This is a genomic window from Streptomyces sp. NPDC031064, from assembly GCF_055570965.1.
Window position 1 is genome coordinate 1,006,247 of sequence record NZ_JBVIGF010000001.1, and the last position, 18,470, is coordinate 1,024,716.

Below are 18,470 nucleotides of genomic sequence, written 5' to 3' on the forward strand. Positions count from 1 at the left end.
TGCGGGACCCGTCACCGGCATCGTGTAATCGGTGACCCAGGTCTCACTACCCCCGAACGGGGGTGAAGGAGCGGTGACGTGTCCGAGCGGGTGGAAGCTGTGGAGATACGCGCGGCCCTGCTGCGCCTGCGCCGTGCCAGCGGGCTGCCCGTCGCCTTCGGTGGCCTGCTCCACGACGGCCGCCGGATGCGGATCGCCGAGCTGAACGGCGCGCTGTCCACCGCCCTGCGCGGGCTCACGGTCGGCACCGGCAACGGGCTCGGCGGCAAGGCCATCGCGCTGGCCCGGCCGTGCGCGGTGACCGACTACGCCTCGGCGCGCCACATCAGCCACGAGTACGACGGCCCGGTCGCGGCGGAGGGGCTGCGCTCGGTGCTCGCCGTCCCGGTGGTGGTGCGGCGGCGGGTGCGGGGTGTGCTGTACGGAGGGCTGCGCGAGCCGTTGCCGCTCGGGGACCGGGTCTTCGACGCGGCGGTCGCGGCGGCCCGGGACGTGGAGCAGGCCCTGGCGGTACGCGACGAGGCCCAGCGGCTGGCCTCGGCCGGGGCGTCCACCGGCCCGTCGGGGGAACCGGCGGCGTGGGAGACGGTCCGTGAGGCGCACGGCGAGCTGCGGGCGCTGGCGCCCCGGATCGCCGACCCGGCCCTGCGCGCCGAGCTGCTGGCGGTGTGCGGGCGGCTCGCGTCGGCCCGGGTGCCGGCGGGCGCGCCCGGCGTGACGCTGACGCCCCGGGAGGCGGACGTGCTGGCGGCGGTGGCGTCGGGCGCGACCAACACGGGCGCGGCGCAGCGGCTGGGCCTGCGGCCCGAGACGGTCAAGGGTTACCTGCGGTCGGCGATGCGGAAGTTGGGCGCGCACACGCGTGGCCAGGCGGTGGCGGCGGCCCGGCGGGCGGGGTTGTTGCCCTGACGTTCACACGTGTGCGCGCACTAGGGTGAGGCCATGGTGTCCACAGACCGTGTGCTGGCCTTCGCGGCCATGTCGATGCTCGTGATCGTGATCCCGGGCCCGAGCGTGCTGTTCGTGATCGGCCGCGCCCTCGCGCACGGCCGGCGGACGGCGATGGCGACGGTGCTCGGCAACGTGCTGGGCTCGTACGTCCTGGTGGTGGCCGTGGCGCTGGGGATCGGCGCGGCGGTGGAGCGTTCGGTGGCCGTGTTCATGGCGGTGAAGCTGGCGGGCGCGGCGTACCTGGTCTTCCTGGGGGTGCAGGCGTTCCGGCACCGCAAGGACATGAAGGCCGCCCTGCTGAACACGCCTCCGCCCGCCACGTCGCGGGGTGACCTCCGCACGCTGCTGGACGGCGTCGTCGTGGGCGTCACGAACCCGAAGGGCATCGTCTTCTTCGCGGCGGTGCTGCCCCAGTTCGTGGACCACGCGGCCGGCCAGGTCGCGGTCCAGATGCTGCTCCTGGGTCTGGTGCCCATCTGCATCGGCCTGGTCACCGACACGCTGTGGGGCCTGGGCGCGGCGGCGGCGCGCGGCTGGTTCGCCCGTTCGGACCGCCGCCTGTCGATGGTGGGCGGCGCGGGCGGCTTCGCGATGATCGGCCTGGGCGTGACGGTGGCGGCGACGGGCCGCGCGGACTAGCGGGGCGGACGCCGCGCGTTCGTACGTGTGCGCCGCCCGTCCGTGCGTGCACGCCGCCCGTCCGTGCGTGTGCGCCGCCCGTTCGTGCGCGTGCGCCGCAGGCCGCACGGCACCGTGAGGCTACAGCGCGCCGAACCGCACCTCGCACGCCTTCCCCGGGGCCATCACCGCCATCGTCCGTCCGGCCTCGTCCGCCACGGCGGCGCGCTGCTCGCGCGTGAGCGTCCCGAACGGCTGCACGGTCACCGTCGCCCCGTCCTTCGTCTCCTCCAGGCCCCAGATCCCGGCGAGGAAGCCGTCGACGAGGAAGGTGCGGTACGCCTGGTTGCCCTTCCAGGTGCGGTCCTTGTACTCCTTCGGTACGACGCGGGTGCGGTCGGCGTGCGAGAGCAGCAGGTTGTCGAACTCGGGCAGGAAGCGCGGCGGCGCCGGGGTGTCCGGGTCGGGGCGCGGCGCCTCGGGCAGGTCGAAGAGCTCGGCACCGTACTCGTCCTGGAAGGTCAGCAGGCGTGGCCGCAGCGCCTCGAAGGCGTCGCGCAGCCGGGTCAGGCCCGACCAGGTCTGCATGTCCTTGACGGAGGCAGGGCCGAAGGCGGCGAGGTAGCGCAGTACGGCCGCCTCCGGGGTCGCCGGCTCGGCGGACCTCCCGAGCCAGGTCTCGGCGGTGGTGAGGGCGACCTGGCCGCTGCGTCCCCACAGGCCGCGCGGGGTGACCTGGACGAGCGGCAGCAGGCAGCGGGCGGCGACGGACAGGGCGAGCGGGTCGGCCTCCGGCCACTCTTTCAGCAGCGCCTCGCGGATCTCCTTCGGCGTACGGGGCCGCTCCTCGACCAGGTCGCGGCTGATGGCGTTGAGCCGTTCCAGGTCGACCCCCACGAGCCCCTTGCGGAACACGGTGACCTCCCGGTCGCGGGCGCTCTGGACGAGCGGGCGCAGGGCGAGCACGTCGTCGGCGGTGTGCGTGTGGATGGTGGACCGCATGGTGACGATCCGTGCCACCTCCCGGGCCTCCATCAGCGCGGACAGCTCCTCGGGGCGGAAGCCGTCGAGGCGGGCGGCGAGGGCGTAGTAGGGCGGCTTGGTGTTCTGGGCCTGGAGCCCGACGAGGTGCGCGATGGCGTGCTCCGCCGACATGGGGGTACGACGCAGCAGGAGCTGCCGTGCCAGGGTGGCGCGGTTGAGGGCGCGGGCGGAGAGCACGGGCTTCTTCCGGGAGTCCATGTCCGGCACGCTACGCGCCCTCGCGGACAGGTGCTGTCCGCAATACGATGCCGGTCCTGCCATGCCAGTGCAAACCGGGACGTATATGGTTCGACCCGGGAGGTGAGACCCCTATGACCCTGCCCTCGAAGAAGCCCAACTGGCGACGGCGCTCCACGGCCCCCGCGCCCGTCGCCGAACACCCGCCCACCGCGTCCCCCTCCCCGTCCCCCGACCGGGGCAGCGTGGTCCAGGCGTCCCTCTACCGGGACGGCCACAAGGTCTCCTCCCCCGGGACGCTCGCCGAGACCTTCCGGCAACTGCGCGAGGAGCCGGACGGCATGGCCTGGATAGGGCTCCACCGTCCCTCGGAGGCGGAACTGCTCTCCCTGGCGGCCGAATTCGACCTCCACGAGCTGGCCGTCGAGGACGCCATGGAGGCCCACCAGCGCCCGAAGCTCGAACGCTACGGCGACACGCTCTTCGTCGTCCTGCGCGCCGCCCGCTACCTCGACGCGCAGGAGGAGGTCGACTTCGGTGAGCTGCACGTCTTCCTGGGCGCCGACTTCCTCATCACGGTCCGCCACGGCGCCGCCCCGGACCTCTCCGCCGTGCGCCGCCGCATGGAGGAGACCCCCGAACTCCTCGCCCTCGGCCCCGAGGCGGTGCTGTACGCCATCCTCGACGCCGTTGTCGACGGCTACGCCCCGGTCGTCGCGGGCGTCCAGAACGACATCGACGAGATCGAGACCGAAGTCTTCCGGGGCGATCCGGCGGTCTCCCGCCGCATCTACGAACTCTCCCGCGAAATGGTCGAGTTCCAGCGCGCCACCCGCCCCCTGGTCGGCATGCTCCACGGCCTGATGGCCGGCTTCGCCAAGTACGGCACGGACGAGGAACTCCAGCGCCACCTGCGGGACGTCGCCGACCACGTCACCCACACCAGCGAACGCGTGGACGGCTTCCGCCAGGCCCTCACCGAGATCCTCACGGTCAACGCGACTCTCGTCACGCAGCAGCAGAACGCGGAGATGCGGGCGCTGGCGGAGGCGGGCTTCGAGCAGAACGAGGAGATCAAGAAGATCTCGTCCTGGGCGGCGATCCTCTTCGCCCCGACGCTGGTCGGGACGATCTACGGCATGAACTTCGACCACATGCCGGAGCTGCACTGGGTGTACGGCTACCCGTTCGCGATCCTGCTGATGGCCGTGGTGTGTTCGAGCCTGTACGTGGTCTTCAAGAGGCGGGACTGGCTGTAGACAGCACATCGGGCGGCGTCATGGCGAGTGGGTGCCAGGCAGCGCGCCGCGGCGAACCACCCGGCCGGCACCTCGCCGCCGTCACCCTCGCCGGCGCATCCGTCGGGCTCGACCCGGACCGACGAGACGTCGCACCGGCATCACGGGACGTGGCGCGTCACCCGGTGCACCGCCCACGCGGCGAGCGCCCACCCGGCCGCGGCACCGCCGTAGCGTGCCAGCGGGCCGCGCCCTTCACCACCGGTACCGTGACCGGGCGACGGCCCCGTACGCGCCGCTCCCTCCTGACCGGCCAGACCGCGCAGAACGGCGCGCGCCTCGTCCAGGGCGCTGTCACCGACCGCCATCAGCTCCAGCCCCCGCCGTGCCACCTGTTCCTGTGACAGGTACTTCCGCGCGAGCTCACCCATGACATCCATCAGCGCCTCCCTGAACACTTCCGTGGCCGACAGGTCCGGGGCCATGGCGCGCACCGTGCCCTCGACGTTGGCCATGGACTTGCCCAACATGCCGATCATGGGGCTGGTACGGATTCCGCGCCGGGCAGCGCACCGCAGGATGGTGGCCAGGGCCGAGCCGAAGTTCATGCCGTCGAGCCGGCTCATGGCCAACTGCGGCACCACGCGCGTCAGATCGTCCCGGAAGCCGGGCAGGTCGGTGCGCGGGGTCGACCGGCCGAGCTCGAGCCAGGCGGCGGCCAGCCCGCGCGCGTCATTCTGGGCGATGCTGGTGAACGCGAGCGCCCCGAGTGTCCCGGTGTGCCGGTCGACGCGCCCGGCCATCCCCCAGTCGATGAGGGTCGCTCCTGTCTCGGGGTGCAGAAAGACGTTGCCCGGGTGCGGATCGGCGTGGAAGAAGTGCTCGACGAAGTATCCCCGGTACATGTACCTGAGCAGTTCGGCGCCCACCTGCTCGCGCTGCTCCTCGCACAGGTCGTCCACCGCCCCGGCGCTCAGCGCCCGTCCGGGTGCGACGCTCTGGATCAGCACCCGCCGCCCGGCCTGCCGCACCGCGGGCACCGTGAGGTGGCGGAAGCCCCCGGCCGCCCGGCGACCGGTCTCCATGTGAGCCGCCTCGGCGGTGAAGTCGAGCTCCGGACGCATGCAGTCGAAGATCCCTTGCAGGACAGCGTCGAGGTCCAGCACCTCCGCGAGCCGGGGAACCGCCCGCCCCGTCATCCGGGCAGCTCGGCCCAGCGCCGCCATGTCCGCCCGCATCCGGCCCTCGGCCCCGGGCCGCTGCACCTTGAGCACCGCCCGGCTGCCGTCGTGCAGCACCACGGGATACACCTGGGCCAGCGACGCGGAGCCGCAGGGCCGACCGGTTTCGACCTCGCGGAACAGCCGGCGCCAGTTACGACCCAGTTCCGCCTCGAGTACCGGCTCGAAAGCGGCGAACGGCACCGCCGTCACCGTGCCCTGCAACCGTTCCAGCTCCGTCACCAACGCGCCGGAGACCAGATCCGGCCGGGTGGCGAGTACCTGTCCGACCTTGATGTAGAAAGGCCCCAGCGCCTCCAACGCCTCCCGGATCCGCCGCGCCCGGTAGCGTTGCGCGGCCACTCTGTCCTCAGCCGTATCGGCACCCTCGTGGGCCGTGAGCACGTCACGCGCGAGCATCTTCGCCAGCCGGGCCACAGCAACGCCCCGTACCGCTTCCCTTGCTACGGTCACCGCTCTCAGGCCCGCCCCAGCAACTGGGTTCCGGAGACGTTGGATTCCCGGGCCATGAAGAACGCCGTGAATCCGTCCAGAAGTTCGGGCAGGCTGATCGTGCCGTCCTTGTCGGCGTCGAGTTCGTCGAAGCCGCGGTCGAGGTCACCTGGGTCGACACGGCCGCCCGTGAACACCGTACGGTACTCATGCCGGTCGATCGCCCCGCTGCCGTCCGCGTCCACCGCCTCGAACATGGCGCGCACCGCATGGTGCACGCCGTCGCGCACGTATCCGGGGTCCGCGTCGCAGTTGCGGAGCATGGCCGTGATCCACTCGTCCTTGCTGATGCTCCCGTCGCCGTCCGTGTCCATGGTCGAGCGCATGTGCTCCCACCACGAGGTGAAACCGGCGTACACCTTGTCCTCCCGCTCCGGGGACAGCTCCAGTTGCCAGCACAGGGCACGGGCCATCGCCTGGAGGTCGGGGGCGTCGATCCTGCCGTCGCCGGTCTGGTCGAGCACCTGGGAGAAGAAGCGTCCCAGCCGGTCCGCCCTGGAGTCGCGGTCCGGTCCGCGGACGGCCGCGGAAGCCACCGCTCTGACCAGCCCCAGAGGCCGAGCCAGCAAACCGGCGCCGGGAAGCCTGAAGCCGCCGAGGGGGCCGTCGTTCGCCTCGTCCAGGTCCCGGCCCGCCATCGCGGCGGCGGCGATCGGCATGTACCGGCCGCGCACGGACAACGGTTCCAGCGCGGCGCGTGCGGTGTGGTGCACGGTGCGCGACAGCGTGCGGTCGGCCTGTCCCACGTGCAGATGGAGCCGTTCCCGGTACGTGCGCGGCAGTTGCGCGGCCACCGCGCCGGGCATCAGCATCGCGGCGGAGGAGCGCATCAGCGCCCACAGCGGCGGGCACCACTCCAGCATCGACGGTGTCGCGGCACCTCGGTACATGTCCCGCATGAGGAAACGGACCTCGGTGTTGTCCTCCAGCACATCACGCTGCATCCGCTCGAAGTAGTCCCAGAACCCGTCGAGGTCAGGCGGCAGCAGCTCGCGGTCCAGCCCGAAGGCGCCCAGAGTGGCACACCACTCGTCGTACAGCCGCGCCTCGTAGGCGGCCGTGAGGGGCCGGCCGGCGAGCCGTTCCATGCTGCTCATCGCCTCGAACACGGTGCCGAGCACCCAGGCCCGCACCTCCGGCTGCTCGGCGGTGTAGGCGCGGCCCCGCGCATCGGTTCCCTTGATACGCCGGTGGGCGCGCAGGATCCGCTGCACCTCCTTGTGCCGCTGCTCGGGTGGGGCGTAGATGAAGCGCTGCAGGCTGATCAGGGTGTGGTCGACGCGTCGCCAGGGATGGGTGCGGTAGGTGGAGTGCTTCGCCAGGCCGGCACCGACCACGGGGTGAGCCGCTTGCAGCACCAGCAGGCGGGGCATGACCAGTGCCATCCGCCACTGGCCCAGCAGGTCCCAGGTCACCGACCCGGGGCCGGGGAAACCCGTCCAGTCGATGGTGACCTCGGGCTCGGAGGCCGACAGGGGTGCGGTCATGACAGGGCGCCTTCCATGTGCTGCCGCCGGGCGGCGAAGAGGACCTTGAGCGAGGGCATCAGAGGGGTTCGGACGGTGTGTCGCGGCAGGCGGGTCCCGGCTCGTGCGACCGCCCGCAGTTGGATCCGTTGCACGTCGAGGAACGCCGTCATGACAGGAGCGAACTCCGGCGGCAGGAGCGGCAGAACGCGACGGGCCCGGTCGAGGGCCGCACCGGCGAGCTCGATCTGCCCGTGCAACTGCCGGCCGGTGTGCGGCAGGCAGGGAAGCCCGGCCCGCAGGTCATCGGCAAGGTCGCCGAGGCAGTCGATGCGCTGCCCGGCCTCGGCCGCATCGCGCAGCGCGCGCACCACCTCCTGGGTGCGGCACCCGGGGTGGACTCCGCAGAGCAGGAGCATCAGTGGATGCGAGACGCGGTCCACGTACGCCTGGAAGCCGGCCTCCGAGCCGAAGTCACGGTAGCCGAGGTCGCCGGCCATGCCGTCCAGGAAGTCGCCCACCCACGTCTCGGGCAGCCCGGTGCGTTCCAGGGTGTGCAGCAGCGCGGCCAGCCGAGGATCGTCCGCACGCCGGTCGGCGAGAGCCGCCCGTACGGTGGCCTCCCACGCACGGAAGCGAGCGGGCCGCCCGGCGACCGGCCCACTGTCGGAAGCGGTGTCCGTGGCATGGGCGAACGCGTACACGCACAGGATGTGCGGCTGTAGCCGGGACGGTGCGAGGAGCCGAGTGGCCGCGTAGTAGGGGGGCTCGAGTCGGCGAACCGTGCGGGCGATGTCCCGATAGGTGTTCCTCACCGGAGGCTCGTGCACTCCGGCACGGTCCAGCACGGCCCGGTACGAGGCGGGCGGCACAAGCTTCACTCAGGCCGCCCCTGCACTGCCGAAACGGCGTTCCCGCCCGGCATAGTCGGCCACCGCCTGCCAGAGGGCGAAGCGGTCGAAGTCCGGGAAGAGAACGTCGGTGAAGTACAGCTCCGCGTAAGCACACTGCCACAGCAGGAAGTTACTGATCCGGTACTCGCCCGAGGTGCGGATGAGCAGGTCCACATCGGGTACGCCGGGCTGGTACAGCCGGCTGGTCAGCGACGCGACGTCGATGCGGTCGGGGCTCAGCCGTCCGTCGGCGGCCTCCCGTGCCAACTCGGCCGCGGCCCTGAGCAGTTCGTCGCGGGCGCCGTAGTCGACGCAGAAGACAAGGTCCAGGGTCCGGTTGTCTCGGGTGAGCTGTTCGAAGTCTGCGAGGGTACGGCCCAGTGCGGGAGGCACACGGTCGCGTCTGCCGCACCACAGTGCACGAACCCCCTTGGCGTGCAGCGCGGCCTGGTTGTCGGTGACGAAGCCACCGATGATTTCGAGAGTCCTCGCGACCTCCCCCGGCTCGCGCCGCCAGTTCTCGGTGGAGAACAGATAGAACGACAGGTACCGGATCCCCGCCTCCACAGCCCCGTCGATGGTGTCGAGCAGGCGCGGCACGGCGGCCGCGTGCCCGGCGTTGCGGGCCAGCCCGCGACGAGCTGCCCACCGGCCGTTGCCGTCGACGATCAGGGCGACGTGTGCGGGTACCCGCTCCGGCGCCCACAGGGGCGACCAGCCCCCGGACGGATGAGGTTTCGAGGACAACGGGGTACCGGCCATGTGATTCCACCCTCCCTTTCGCGCTGCTCCCGGCCCCGTTCGTACCCAGCCCCCAACAGCCGCAATCGCTGCGGTTTTCCAGCCGCACCGATGTGCGACCAGGAAGACAATTCCCGCCCGCTCACGCAGATTTACGGAGTACTTTGCGGCATTTCACCAGAGCCTTTCTCGAACAGGCTTTGTTCGAAGAGGCGGGAGCGTAAAAGGGGGACTTCATTCCCCCACGGGAGAAGGCGGGCTGCGTCGGCCCAGCACCAATCGACCGGGTGGCACGGCCTGCGCCGTGCCACCCGGTCGCGGGCCCTTCAGTACCGGCTGTTCATGGCGGCACGCACCTCGGCGAGGGTGGCATCGGCCACGGCCCTGGCGTGCTCGTTGCCTTCGTGGAGGGTCCGGCGGAGGTAGGTGCGGTCCCGCGCGTACTCGGTGCGGCGTGCCCTGATGGGGGCCAGGTACTCGTTGACCGACTCGGTCACGGTCTTCTTCAACGCGGCGGCTCCCGCGGAGCCGATGTCCTCGGCCACCTGCTGGGGGGTCCGGTTCTGGCAGAGGGCTGCCAGCAGGAGGAGGGAGGACACCTCGGGGCGAGTGGCCGGGTCGTAGGTGATGTGCCGCTCGGAGTCGGTCTTGGCGCCCTTGAGCAGTCGGGCGGTCTCGTCGGCGTCGGCGGCCAGGGCGATGGCGTTGCCCCGGCTCTTGCTCATCTTGGTGCCGTCCGTGCCGAGCAGGAGCGGCGCGCTGGACAGCAGGGCGTCGGGCTGCGGGAAGACGGTGGTCCCGTTGCCGTAGCGGTCGTTGAACCGGCGGGCGATGGTGCGGGTGACTTCGAGGTGAGGGAGCTGGTCCTGGCCGACCGGGACCAGGTTGGCCTTGCAGAAGAGGATGTCGGCGGCTTGGTGGACGGGGTAGGTGAACATCAGGCCGCTGACGGAGGACTGACGCGAGTGGGTGATCTCGTCCTTGACCGTGGGGTTGCGGTTCAGCTCGGCGACGGAGACGAGGCTGAGGAAGGGCAGCATGAGCTGGTTGAGCGCGGGGACGGCGCTGTGCGTGAAGATCGTGCTGCGTGCCGGGTCCACGCCGATGGCGAGGTAGTCCAGCACCAGCTCCTCCACACACTCGGTCAGGTTGTCCGCGACATCGCGGTCGGTCAGGACCTGGTAGTCCGCGACCAGCACCAGCAACTCCACACCGAGGTCCTGAAGACGCACTCGGTTGTGCAGCGTTCCGAAGTAGTGCCCCAGGTGCAGGCGGCCGGTGGGGCGGTCGCCCGTCAGCACACGGAACTGCCCGGGGTTCTTGAGGATCAGCTCTTCCAGCACCGCACTGCGGGCCTGCGCCGCAGACGTCCCGAGCGCGTCGGCGGGGGAATCGGAGGCAGTGGCATCGGTGGCCACCGTCCGGAGGGTGGTGTTCATACGATCTCCTGGTACGTCGGTCTCGCCGCCAGATGGCACGAGCCCTGGTCCAGGGGACGCGAACGGGCCGTCCATCCGAACGGCCCGGTCAAGCATGAGAGGTGGCCGCTCCTACGAGGAGCGCCACCAGCTCAGACATGACGAATGCTGCATGCACCCATCATAAGCCTCCGCTGCCACAGCCGTGAGGATTTACCCGCGCGGGATGTGACACGGGAGCAAGAATGAGACTCACGTGCGAACTATCCGTTCGCGTCGTCCGATTTCTTTCCGGCCGAGGCCAGGGTTCCCCCCAGGAGGACGGTTCCGATGGGCCAGGAACGCATGTGCACGGGGAGAGTCACGCAATGGTCCCCGACGCGCAGGAGCAGCCCCTTGCCCACCAGGTCACGCGCGGCGGCGGCGTATTGCGGGGTCCGGGTCGCGTCGGCCCACGCGCATCCGTCCAGTGCCTGAGCGAATACCTCCATCGTGGCGGGATCGTCCACGATGAGGCGCCTGCTGTGTTCGGGGCGCTGATCGACCACGGACAGGAATGTCGGACCCTTGCGGAAATACAGGAGGCCGAAACTGCTGGAGGATCGCCACTCCCCGACGGACGTGTCCGGGGCGGGAAGGTGATCGAGCTGCCGGATCAGGTGGTGCTGTTCCGCGCCCAGGACCAGGGACCAGATGACCCGGGCGCCGATCGAGGAACATTCGCGGAGCAACGCGATGATCCGCACGATCGTGTGGTCGGGGAGCGCCGAGAAGTCGGCGGGCTCCGGCAGCCGCACCCCGGCGACCGGCACCCGGAGCAGGAGCGCCGCCAGCTCGGTGGCGACCGGAAGGTCGGCCCAGTCGGATCCGAGGGTCAGCGTCGCGGGCCGGCCGACGGCCGGCCGTCCCTCGTCCGACTCCCGGGCCCTGAGCTCATCGATGTCCATCAGCGCCGTCATAGCGAAGCCGCCACCTCCTTGCCGCCGGCCAGCTTCCGGCGGTACGGGTCGGTCTCAAGGGCGACGCTGACGTAGCGCCCCTCGTCCTCGAACGCCAGGCCACGATCGACGAAGTAGCGGAGCATCTCCTCGATCTCCCCTTCCCCGACGACGTGACCGCCGTCGGCGAGCCGCCGGCGTATGCCCTCGCGGGCGGCGCACTGGAACATGCCGAGGTACACATTGCTCTGGACGTCGTCCAGTTCGATCACTTCCTGGGGCCAACTGGCGCGGCGATCCTCGATGGTGACCCGGCCCCGGTCATCGGTCCAGTAGGTGAGGGTGCTCTGCGGGTATGCCTTGGCCCACGCCTCGCACGCCTGCTTCACCTCGTCCTCGATGGGGCCCGCGATTCCCTGGACGCTGGTGTCGAAGAAGAACACCATGTCGTACAGCTCGTCGCGGGGGACCTGGTAGATGAAGTCATATATTTCCGACGGGCGGCGGAACATGAACCCCTGGGCGGGGTCCTCGAAGTAGGGGCTGAATCGCTCCAGGGCTATGCGCCAGGCCCCGCTGGGCGGCTCCAGGTGTTCGAGTGCGGCCACCTTCTTGAGCAGCCCGCGGTAATCGTCCTCGGTCTCACCGGGGAAGCCGTAGAGGATGCTCCATGTCACGTTGAGCCCGAGATCCTGCCCGTCCCTCAGCATCCGCACGTTGTGCGCGGCGCTGACGCCCTTGTCCATGAGACGCAGCACGTGGCTGCTCAGGCTTTCGATGCCGGGCTGCACGAAGAGGACGTTCGCCTTCTTGAGCGTGCTCAACTGCTCCCGGTTCATATTGGACTTGATCTCGTAGTGGATTCTCAGATCGCAGTCGAGGGAGGCTATCTCGGGCATGGCGGTATTGAGATACTTCATGTCGAGTATGTTGTCCACCATCACCAGGTCGAGGACCTGGTACCGCTCGGCCAGCTCCCGGACCTCCTGGGCGATGCGCTCGGGGGCCTTGCTCCGGAAGTCGATGTTCGAGCCGTTCAGGCCGCAGAACGTGCACTGGTGCGCTTCGCCCCACCAGCAGCCGCGGGAGGTCTCCAGCACCAGCATCGGACGGACGTGGTGCCGGACGGGTGACTCTTCGAGTGCCCGGAAGTAGCTGTCGTACGTGGGTGGGGGCACCATGGCGAAGGGCAGGGCCGCCTTGGCCGGTGGATTGACCACCGTCCCACCGTCGTCCCCCCGCCAGCTCAGCCCCGGAACGTCGGCCAGGCTCTCGCCCTTGGTGATGCGGTTGAGCAACGCGGGCAGTGCGCGTTCGCCCTCACCGCTGATCACGAAGTCGAGCTGCTCGAAATTCCGGTGCAGGGCGGGCCCTTGTGCTCCGTCGCAGTTGCTGCCGCCCATGACGGTGAGGATGCCCGGTGCGAGTTTCTTCAGCTCCCTGGCCAAGGCGAGCGAGGGCACGTTCTGCATGAAGGTGCTCGTGAACCCGACCACGTCGGGCGGGTCGGCGGCGATCTCGGCCGCGAGATCCCGGATGAACCCCCGGGCGTACTTCTGCATCTCAACGGGGAGCGTCGGGTCCATGTCCCGCTGCTCCAGGAACTTCGCGTACTCCTCGACCTGATAGCTGTCGACGTCGTACAGCGCCGGGGTGAACACCCAGTCGCCCACGCCGTGGAAGACCTGGTCCGCGACGTTCCCGTAATCCTCGCAGGTGATGGAGCCGTCGCTCTCACGCATCAGGCATTCGGCCCACCGGAGGTTGGCGTACAGCTCGTCGACGGTCCAGCCGGCGGCGTTCTTACGGACGCACGGCCCCAGGATTCCCAGTGCGCTGGACGGTGTGTCGAGCCCTTGCCACGGCATGGCGATCATCAGGATTTTCACAGAATACCTACCCTTGAATTTCTCCGGCCGAGCGCTGTCAGCAGCATCCGGTGCGCCTCCGCCTCGCCCACGGAGATCCGTACGCCGTGGCCCGGACAGCACCGGACCTTGACCCCCGCGGCAGCCGCCGCACGGGCGAAGGACTCGGCGGCCGAGGCGAGCGGCAGCCAGACGAAGTTGGCTCGGGATGGCAGGACGGGAAATCCCAGTTCCCTCAGCCCCGCGGTCAGTTCCTCGCGCGCCGCGGCCACTGCCGTCAGACGTTCGCGCAATTCGCCCTCCCCGCGCAGGGAGAGCATGGCGGCTCGCTCCGCGAAACGCGTCACTCCGAAAGGAATCGCCGTTTTACGGACGGTGGCGATGACCTGCCGTGGCCCGGCCGCGTAACCGACCCGCAGGCCGGCCAGCCCGTACGCCTTGGAGAAGGTGCGCAGCACCACGGTGTTGCCGTGTTCGCGCAGCACCCCGGGCATGCCCGGAGGATTGCCGCCCCGGTCGAACTCCACGTACGCCTCGTCGAGAACCGTGACCACATGGTCCGGCAGGGAACGCAGGAAACCGTGCAACTCACCGTGATCGATGACGGTTCCGGTCGGATTGTGCGGGGAGCACAGGAGCACCACCCTGGTCCGCGCACTCACCCTGGTGCGCATCTCATCGAGGTCGTGGTCTCCCAACACGGTCAGCGGCACACGGACGCCGGTGGCACCTGAGATGGCGACCAGCAGCGGATACGCGTCGAATCCCGGCCAGGCGTAGACGACTTCGTCACCCTTGCCGCACAGTGCGAGCAGGATCTGCTGGAGCACGCCCGCGCTCCCGGGGCCGACGGCGACCTCGTCGTCGGAGAGGCACACGTGCCTGGCGATCTCGCCGGTCAGGTCCCGTGCTGTGGGGTCAGGGTACCGAGCGAGCAGCGGCAGGCCTTCCGCGATACCGGCGAGCACGGTGGGCAGCGGGGGGAGAACCAGCTCGTTGCTGGACAGGTCGAAGGTGATGCGCGAGCCGGATTCGGCGCGCGACGGCTCCTCCTCCCGGTAGGCCCTCACCTCCTTCAGGGTGCTGCGGGCTTCACTCATTCGTCGCCGTCCGCGATACGCGCGTGGCGAGCAACTCGTAGAGCATTTCGTGAACCGGGGCGGTCCGGCCCGCGCGGCCGGCGAGGCGGACCGCGGCTCCGGTCCATGCTTCGAGTTCCGACGGCCTTCCCGCCAGGATGTCCCGTTGCAGCGAGGAGGTCACGTCGGGCTGCTGGTGGTCCATGATCCCGATCGCTGTGTCCACGGCGTCACCCGGCAGTTCGATCCCGAGCGCGATGCCGGTCTCGTGGATCTCCCGCATCCCGGCGATCAGCATCCGCCGGGTGCCGCCGCGCGACCGCAGTTCACCGATGGTCGCCCCACCGGTGGCGGCCCCGAGGCTGCCGATCGGCACCACCAGCAGGAACTTCGCCCAGAGGTCGGCCCAGATGTCGCGCGGCTCCATCGCTGTCAGGGAGGCGTCACGGAGCACCTCCCGCAGCCGCGCCACCCGGTCGGACACGCTGCCGTCCCACTCGGCGAAGCCCAGTGCGGCGGGACCGCCCACGTGCCGCACCTCGCCGGGGCCGACCAGCGTGGCGACGACCCTGACCAGGCCGGGGAGCACCCGGTCGCGGCCGACCACGGCCGCGACCTGCTCGGGGGCCTCCACCCCGTTCTGCACGGTGAGCACGGCGGTGCTCCGGCCGACCATCGGCCCCAGTGCGTCGGCGGCCGCCGGCAACTGTGACGTCTTGACGCAGAGCAGTACGTAGTCGACCTCGCCGATCTCGTGCGGGTCGTCGGACGCCCACAGGTCCGGCACCGACCAATCGCTTGAACCGTGGGTGACGCGCAGTCCCTTCCGGCCGAGCGCGGCGAGGTTGTCTCCGCGCGCCAGGAACCGCACGTCATGTCCGGCCGCGGCGAGCCGGCCGCCGATGCAGCCGCCGACCCCGCCGGCTCCCACCACGGCGATGCTCGGGCCGTTCGTCTTCCCGGTCATCGCGGCAACCGTCCCCACAGTCGTAGCGGAAGGGCCTCCAGGCCCCGGCTGAGCGAGCTGTCGGCGATCCAGGCGACTTCCTCCGGAGCCACTGCGAGCTCGAAGCGCGGCAGTCGGCGCAGCAGCGTGGTGAACGCGATCTCGCCCTGGAGCCTCGCCAGTGGAGCGCCGATGCAGAAGTGCGCGCCGTGGCCGAAGGACAGGTGGCGGTTCGGCGACCGGGTGATGTCGAAGCGTTCGGGGTCGTCGTGGACGTCGGGATCGTGCCCCGCGCCGGACAGCGACAGGTGGACGAAGCTCCCCTTGGGTATGTCCACCCCACCGAGCCGCATGTCCTCCGCCGCCACGCGCAGCGAGGCCCAGGCGGCCGAGCCCTCGTAGCGGAGGATCTCCTCGATCGCCGAGGGAATCAGCTCGGGGCTGCTGCGCAGCATGGCGAGCTGCTCGGGATGGCGGAGCAGCAGCGCCGACCCGTTCCCAATCATGTTGGCGACCGTCTTGTGACCGGCGATGATCAGCAGGAGGATCGTCGACATGAGCTCGTCCTCGCTGAGGACGTCCGCGTCCCTGGCTCTGATGAGCTCGCTCAGCAGGTCGTTGCGCAGGTCGGTGCGGCGCTTGGCCACCAGTTCGGTGAAGTAGTCCCGGAACTCTCCGCTCGCCCTCTTCAGGTCCGCCTCGGGGTGCTGCAACGGATCTTGGCTGAGGACGTAACTCCACTCCTGGAACAGGGGCCTGTCCTCGACCGGTATCCCGAGGTATTCGCAGATGGTGATGAGCGGCAGCGGCAGGGCGAACGCGCTCAGCAGGTCGATCTCGCCGGATTCCGGGAAGGCGTCGATGAGGTCGTCGACGATGTCCTGGATGCGTGGGCGGAGCCGGGCGACGGTCGCCGGCCGGAAGGCCGGGCTGATGGGCTGCTTCAGCCGGGTGTGCTTGGGCGGGTCGGCGAACCCCAGGTTGCCGACCACGAGAAGGCTGTTGTCGGCGGCCTTGTCCCGGTAGGGGGCGGGCAGGTTCTCGACCTGCTTGGTCAGGCGCGAGTCGCCGAACGCCTGCTCGACGACCTCGTGTCCGAGGACCGCGTACGCCTGGGCGCCCGGGGGGACGTCGATCCGGTGGACCGGGCACTTGGCCCTGAGTTCCGCGGTCGCCGCGTGCGGGGACGGCCCGGGATGGGTGAAGAACTCCGAGGGGAGAATGTCCGACATCCCGGCTCCTAGGCTCGTACCGTTCCGCTGCCACCCGCCACCGCTGGCACTATCCACACGACATCCTCGTTCTCCAATTTCGTTTCGAGTCCATCGAGATCCCTGATGTCGCTGTCGTTCCGGTAGACATTGACGTAGCGCTTCACCGACCCCTCCGGGTCCATGAGCCGCTCGAGTACACCGGGACAGGCGCGGTCAAGACCGACGAGCACCTCCCGGACGGTGCCGCCCTCGATGGGAACCTGCCGCTGCCCGCCGGTCAGCACATGGAAGGCTGCGGGGAGTTTGATGGTGACATCGCTCATATCTCATGTCCCTTGGGTAGGCCCTTGGCTTGCTTTCCTGCCGCACCTATCGCTGGATCGTCTGTCGCCGGACCGGCGATTCCACATCGAATTCGTCGTGGATCGCCTGCGGAATCCTTATGTCAAGGCTTTCGCACCGGCCCGCACCGGGCCTCCAGCCCGCTACCCGGTGCGCCATGCCGCCATCGCCGACGCCACCGCGGATGTACCAGATCACGTTCACCGGCCAGCAGGACTGGCGGAAGAGGTACTCGTCCATCCTGGTCGGGTTCTCGCTGAGTTCCTGGTAGCGCTCGTGCGGCGGGCCGATTTCATGCCAGTTCGGATGCGAATGGATGGAGCCCATGAGCTCCAGACCCTTGGCGGACTGCTTCTTGACGGCCCGCAGTACGCTCTTCTCGTCGCACCAGAACCCCCGTCCCGGGTTCCTGTACACCTCACCGAACCGGGGGGCGATCGTCTTCTCGAATTCGGCCATGACACTCCGGTCGCTGTCGCGGACGTTCGTCACGAATTCGATGTCACTGATCGTCGTCTCGGCGCCGTCCGTCTGCCCGAACAAGAGGGCCGAGGCGCGCGGCAGGTGGGTGGGAACCCCGTCTCCGTTACGGCTGTCCAGGCATTTCTGGTACTGCCGCACGGCATCGCGGATGAAACGCCTGGCGGGTTCGGATTCGAGGCGGACGATCGCCGGAAGAGCGGGGGTCTCGTGCTGAGCGTTCTCCATGACCTGCCTGTGCACTCGCTCCTCCGATGTCCTCGTGGAAACCACGGCGAAAGACTGCAACCGCCACCCCGGGCCGCACGAGGTACGTCGGCCACCCTTTTCGGCCTGCGCGGTGGTGGCACGCCACGTGCGGCCGGCCGGCGGCGGTCGGCCATGGCGTGGCCGGACGCCGGTCACGGGTGACGAGGGGTGGGCGCGGGTGTGCTCCGGGCACCGCCGCGGAGCCGGGAGGCGGTCACCGGGTCACCTGTGGGCGGGGCCGCCCGTTGCGGCAGGCTCTCCCAGAGCCCTGCTCGGCAGCGGGGAGGCGGCGGTTGAGGAGGGGCGATGGCGGACATCCGGGATTACGAACGGTCACTGGCGCGCAGCCGCCGGTCGATGACGCGGCACGACCGCCCCCGGACCTTCCCGCTCCATGGACGTGAGTGGGACCTGCTGGACGAGGTGTTCGCCCCGCCGTTCTCGCCGTCCACCGAGGCGGCGATGGAGTTGCTGGGCTTCCCCGCGGACTTCCACGGGAGCGGCTCCTTCCTGGAGATCGGCTGCGGAACCGGCGTGATCGCCGTGTCCGCCGCCCTCGCGGGATGCGAGCGGGTGGTCGCGGCGGACATCAATCCGCACGCCGTGCGCAACACCGCGATCAACGCCGGGCGGCACGGAGTGGCGGACCGGGTGCGCACCGTGCACAGCGACCTCTTCGCGGGCCTGCCGGCGGAGGAGAGGTTCGACGTCGTGTACTGGCACTCGAACTTCGTGCTCGCCCCCGCCGACCACCGGTACGCGACCCTGCACGACCGTGCCTATGTGGATCCCGGCTACCGGGCGCACCACGGATACCTGTCGGCGGCCACGGAACGGCTCACTCCGGCAGGCAGGGCCCTCCTTCACTTCAGCGATCGGGGCGATCTCGAGACCCTGACCAGGATCGCCGGCGAGTGCGGCCGGAAGCTGAGGGTGGCCGCCAGCCGCAAGGTCGAAGAGGGGCCGGAGACCGTGGAACACATCCTCTTCGAGATCATCGCCGCCTGACACCTTGTCAGCGCTCATCCCGATCGTCGCGCTGGTCAAAGGCGTTTGACCAGGCAGGACGAAGATC

Annotated in this window: 17 protein-coding genes; 4 read left to right on the forward strand and 13 right to left on the reverse strand. The window is 70.0% G+C overall.

Annotation, left to right across the window (positions count from 1 at the left end; translation table 11 throughout):
* Positions 1 to 78 precede the first annotated feature (78 nt).
* Positions 79 to 909, forward strand: coding sequence for a helix-turn-helix transcriptional regulator (locus ACZ46W_RS04320; protein WP_468331042.1), 831 nt, complete (start codon positions 79 to 81; stop codon positions 907 to 909).
* Between the two features lie 33 nt (positions 910 to 942).
* Positions 943 to 1,590 carry a LysE family translocator gene (locus ACZ46W_RS04325; protein WP_468331045.1) on the forward strand — a complete coding sequence of 216 codons (648 nt, stop codon included), beginning with the start codon at positions 943 to 945 and terminating at the stop codon, positions 1,588 to 1,590.
* 120 nt (positions 1,591 to 1,710) lie between these two features.
* Here ACZ46W_RS04325 and ACZ46W_RS04330 read toward each other — a convergent pair whose 3' ends face one another.
* Complete coding sequence (locus tag ACZ46W_RS04330; protein WP_468331048.1) at positions 1,711 to 2,811, reverse strand: winged helix DNA-binding domain-containing protein; 1,101 nt, start codon at positions 2,809 to 2,811, stop codon at positions 1,711 to 1,713.
* A 113-nt stretch (positions 2,812 to 2,924) separates the two neighbouring features.
* On the opposite strand from ACZ46W_RS04330, the gene ACZ46W_RS04335 reads away from it, so the two are divergent.
* Positions 2,925 to 4,049, forward strand: a complete 1,125-nt coding sequence (locus ACZ46W_RS04335; protein ID WP_468331051.1) for a magnesium and cobalt transport protein CorA — start codon at positions 2,925 to 2,927, stop codon at positions 4,047 to 4,049.
* Positions 4,050 to 4,189: 140 nt separating this feature from the next.
* On the opposite strand, the gene ACZ46W_RS04340 is transcribed toward ACZ46W_RS04335, so the two are convergent.
* The 12 genes from ACZ46W_RS04340 to ACZ46W_RS04395 all read right to left on the reverse strand — a co-directional run bounded on the left by ACZ46W_RS04340 (position 4,190) and on the right by ACZ46W_RS04395 (position 17,374).
* On the reverse strand, positions 4,190 to 5,722 hold the full coding sequence (locus ACZ46W_RS04340) for an ABC1 kinase family protein (RefSeq protein ID WP_468331054.1): 1,533 nt from the start codon (positions 5,720 to 5,722) through the stop codon (positions 4,190 to 4,192).
* 5 nt (positions 5,723 to 5,727) lie between these two features.
* A complete protein-coding gene (locus tag ACZ46W_RS04345) occupies positions 5,728 to 7,248 on the reverse strand; it encodes an oxygenase MpaB family protein (protein WP_468331057.1) in 1,521 nt (506 codons plus the stop codon).
* Positions 7,245 to 8,108, reverse strand: coding sequence for a phytoene/squalene synthase family protein (locus tag ACZ46W_RS04350; protein WP_468331060.1), 864 nt, complete (start codon positions 8,106 to 8,108; stop codon positions 7,245 to 7,247). The genes ACZ46W_RS04345 and ACZ46W_RS04350 overlap by 4 nt, the downstream gene beginning before the upstream one ends.
* Positions 8,109 to 8,882: a polyprenyl diphosphate synthase gene (uppS, locus tag ACZ46W_RS04355; protein ID WP_468331063.1), complete on the reverse strand. Its 774-nt coding sequence runs from the start codon at positions 8,880 to 8,882 to the stop codon at positions 8,109 to 8,111.
* A gap of 305 nt (positions 8,883 to 9,187) precedes the next feature.
* A complete protein-coding gene (gene trpS / locus ACZ46W_RS04360) occupies positions 9,188 to 10,300 on the reverse strand; it encodes a tryptophan--tRNA ligase (RefSeq protein ID WP_468331066.1) in 1,113 nt (370 codons plus the stop codon).
* 242 nt (positions 10,301 to 10,542) lie between these two features.
* Positions 10,543 to 11,238: a DUF5825 family protein gene (locus ACZ46W_RS04365; RefSeq protein WP_468331069.1), complete on the reverse strand. Its 696-nt coding sequence runs from the start codon at positions 11,236 to 11,238 to the stop codon at positions 10,543 to 10,545.
* On the reverse strand, positions 11,235 to 13,106 hold the full coding sequence (locus ACZ46W_RS04370; RefSeq protein WP_468331072.1) for a RiPP maturation radical SAM C-methyltransferase: 1,872 nt from the start codon (positions 13,104 to 13,106) through the stop codon (positions 11,235 to 11,237). The genes ACZ46W_RS04365 and ACZ46W_RS04370 overlap by 4 nt, the downstream gene beginning before the upstream one ends.
* Positions 13,103 to 14,185: a histidinol-phosphate transaminase gene (locus ACZ46W_RS04375; protein ID WP_468331075.1), complete on the reverse strand. Its 1,083-nt coding sequence runs from the start codon at positions 14,183 to 14,185 to the stop codon at positions 13,103 to 13,105. The genes ACZ46W_RS04370 and ACZ46W_RS04375 overlap by 4 nt, the downstream gene beginning before the upstream one ends.
* Positions 14,178 to 15,131 carry a 2-dehydropantoate 2-reductase gene (locus tag ACZ46W_RS04380; protein WP_468331078.1) on the reverse strand — a complete coding sequence of 318 codons (954 nt, stop codon included), beginning with the start codon at positions 15,129 to 15,131 and terminating at the stop codon, positions 14,178 to 14,180. The genes ACZ46W_RS04375 and ACZ46W_RS04380 overlap by 8 nt, the downstream gene beginning before the upstream one ends.
* Positions 15,128 to 16,342: a cytochrome P450 family protein gene (locus ACZ46W_RS04385; RefSeq protein WP_468331081.1), complete on the reverse strand. Its 1,215-nt coding sequence runs from the start codon at positions 16,340 to 16,342 to the stop codon at positions 15,128 to 15,130. Before ACZ46W_RS04385 ends, ACZ46W_RS04380 begins: the two co-directional genes overlap by 4 nt.
* Before the next feature lie 8 nt (positions 16,343 to 16,350).
* The gene (locus ACZ46W_RS04390; protein ID WP_468331084.1) at positions 16,351 to 16,647 is read right to left on the reverse strand and encodes a MoaD/ThiS family protein; all 297 of its coding nucleotides are present in this window, start codon (positions 16,645 to 16,647) and stop codon (positions 16,351 to 16,353) included.
* 46 nt (positions 16,648 to 16,693) lie between these two features.
* Positions 16,694 to 17,374 (reverse strand): MPN domain-containing protein, encoded by a 681-nt coding sequence (locus ACZ46W_RS04395; protein WP_468331086.1) that lies wholly within the window; start codon positions 17,372 to 17,374, stop codon positions 16,694 to 16,696.
* A 327-nt stretch (positions 17,375 to 17,701) separates the two neighbouring features.
* Here ACZ46W_RS04395 and ACZ46W_RS04400 point away from each other — a divergent pair, with 327 nt between their 5' ends.
* The gene (locus ACZ46W_RS04400) at positions 17,702 to 18,403 is read left to right on the forward strand and encodes a methyltransferase domain-containing protein (protein ID WP_468331089.1); all 702 of its coding nucleotides are present in this window, start codon (positions 17,702 to 17,704) and stop codon (positions 18,401 to 18,403) included.
* Positions 18,404 to 18,470 lie beyond the last annotated feature (67 nt).

Excerpts from the sequence above, each read along its gene's own strand:
- ACZ46W_RS04400 (WP_468331089.1), top strand. The coding sequence starts at position 17,702 with ATGGCGGACATCCGGGATTACGAACGGTCACTGGCGCGCAGCCGCCGG.
- ACZ46W_RS04375 (WP_468331075.1), bottom strand. The coding sequence starts at position 14,185 with ATGAGTGAAGCCCGCAGCACCCTGAAGGAGGTGAGGGCCTACCGGGAG.
- ACZ46W_RS04330 (WP_468331048.1), bottom strand. The coding sequence starts at position 2,811 with ATGGACTCCCGGAAGAAGCCCGTGCTCTCCGCCCGCGCCCTCAACCGC.
- ACZ46W_RS04380 (WP_468331078.1), bottom strand. The coding sequence starts at position 15,131 with ATGACCGGGAAGACGAACGGCCCGAGCATCGCCGTGGTGGGAGCCGGC.
- ACZ46W_RS04395 (WP_468331086.1), bottom strand. The coding sequence starts at position 17,374 with ATGGAGAACGCTCAGCACGAGACCCCCGCTCTTCCGGCGATCGTCCGC.
- ACZ46W_RS04335 (WP_468331051.1), top strand. The coding sequence starts at position 2,925 with ATGACCCTGCCCTCGAAGAAGCCCAACTGGCGACGGCGCTCCACGGCC.
- ACZ46W_RS04325 (WP_468331045.1), top strand. The coding sequence starts at position 943 with ATGGTGTCCACAGACCGTGTGCTGGCCTTCGCGGCCATGTCGATGCTC.
- trpS (WP_468331066.1), bottom strand. The coding sequence starts at position 10,300 with ATGAACACCACCCTCCGGACGGTGGCCACCGATGCCACTGCCTCCGAT.
- ACZ46W_RS04385 (WP_468331081.1), bottom strand. The coding sequence starts at position 16,342 with ATGTCGGACATTCTCCCCTCGGAGTTCTTCACCCATCCCGGGCCGTCC.
- ACZ46W_RS04365 (WP_468331069.1), bottom strand. The coding sequence starts at position 11,238 with ATGACGGCGCTGATGGACATCGATGAGCTCAGGGCCCGGGAGTCGGAC.
- ACZ46W_RS04390 (WP_468331084.1), bottom strand. The coding sequence starts at position 16,647 with ATGAGCGATGTCACCATCAAACTCCCCGCAGCCTTCCATGTGCTGACC.
- ACZ46W_RS04345 (WP_468331057.1), bottom strand. The coding sequence starts at position 7,248 with ATGACCGCACCCCTGTCGGCCTCCGAGCCCGAGGTCACCATCGACTGG.
- uppS (WP_468331063.1), bottom strand. The coding sequence starts at position 8,882 with ATGGCCGGTACCCCGTTGTCCTCGAAACCTCATCCGTCCGGGGGCTGG.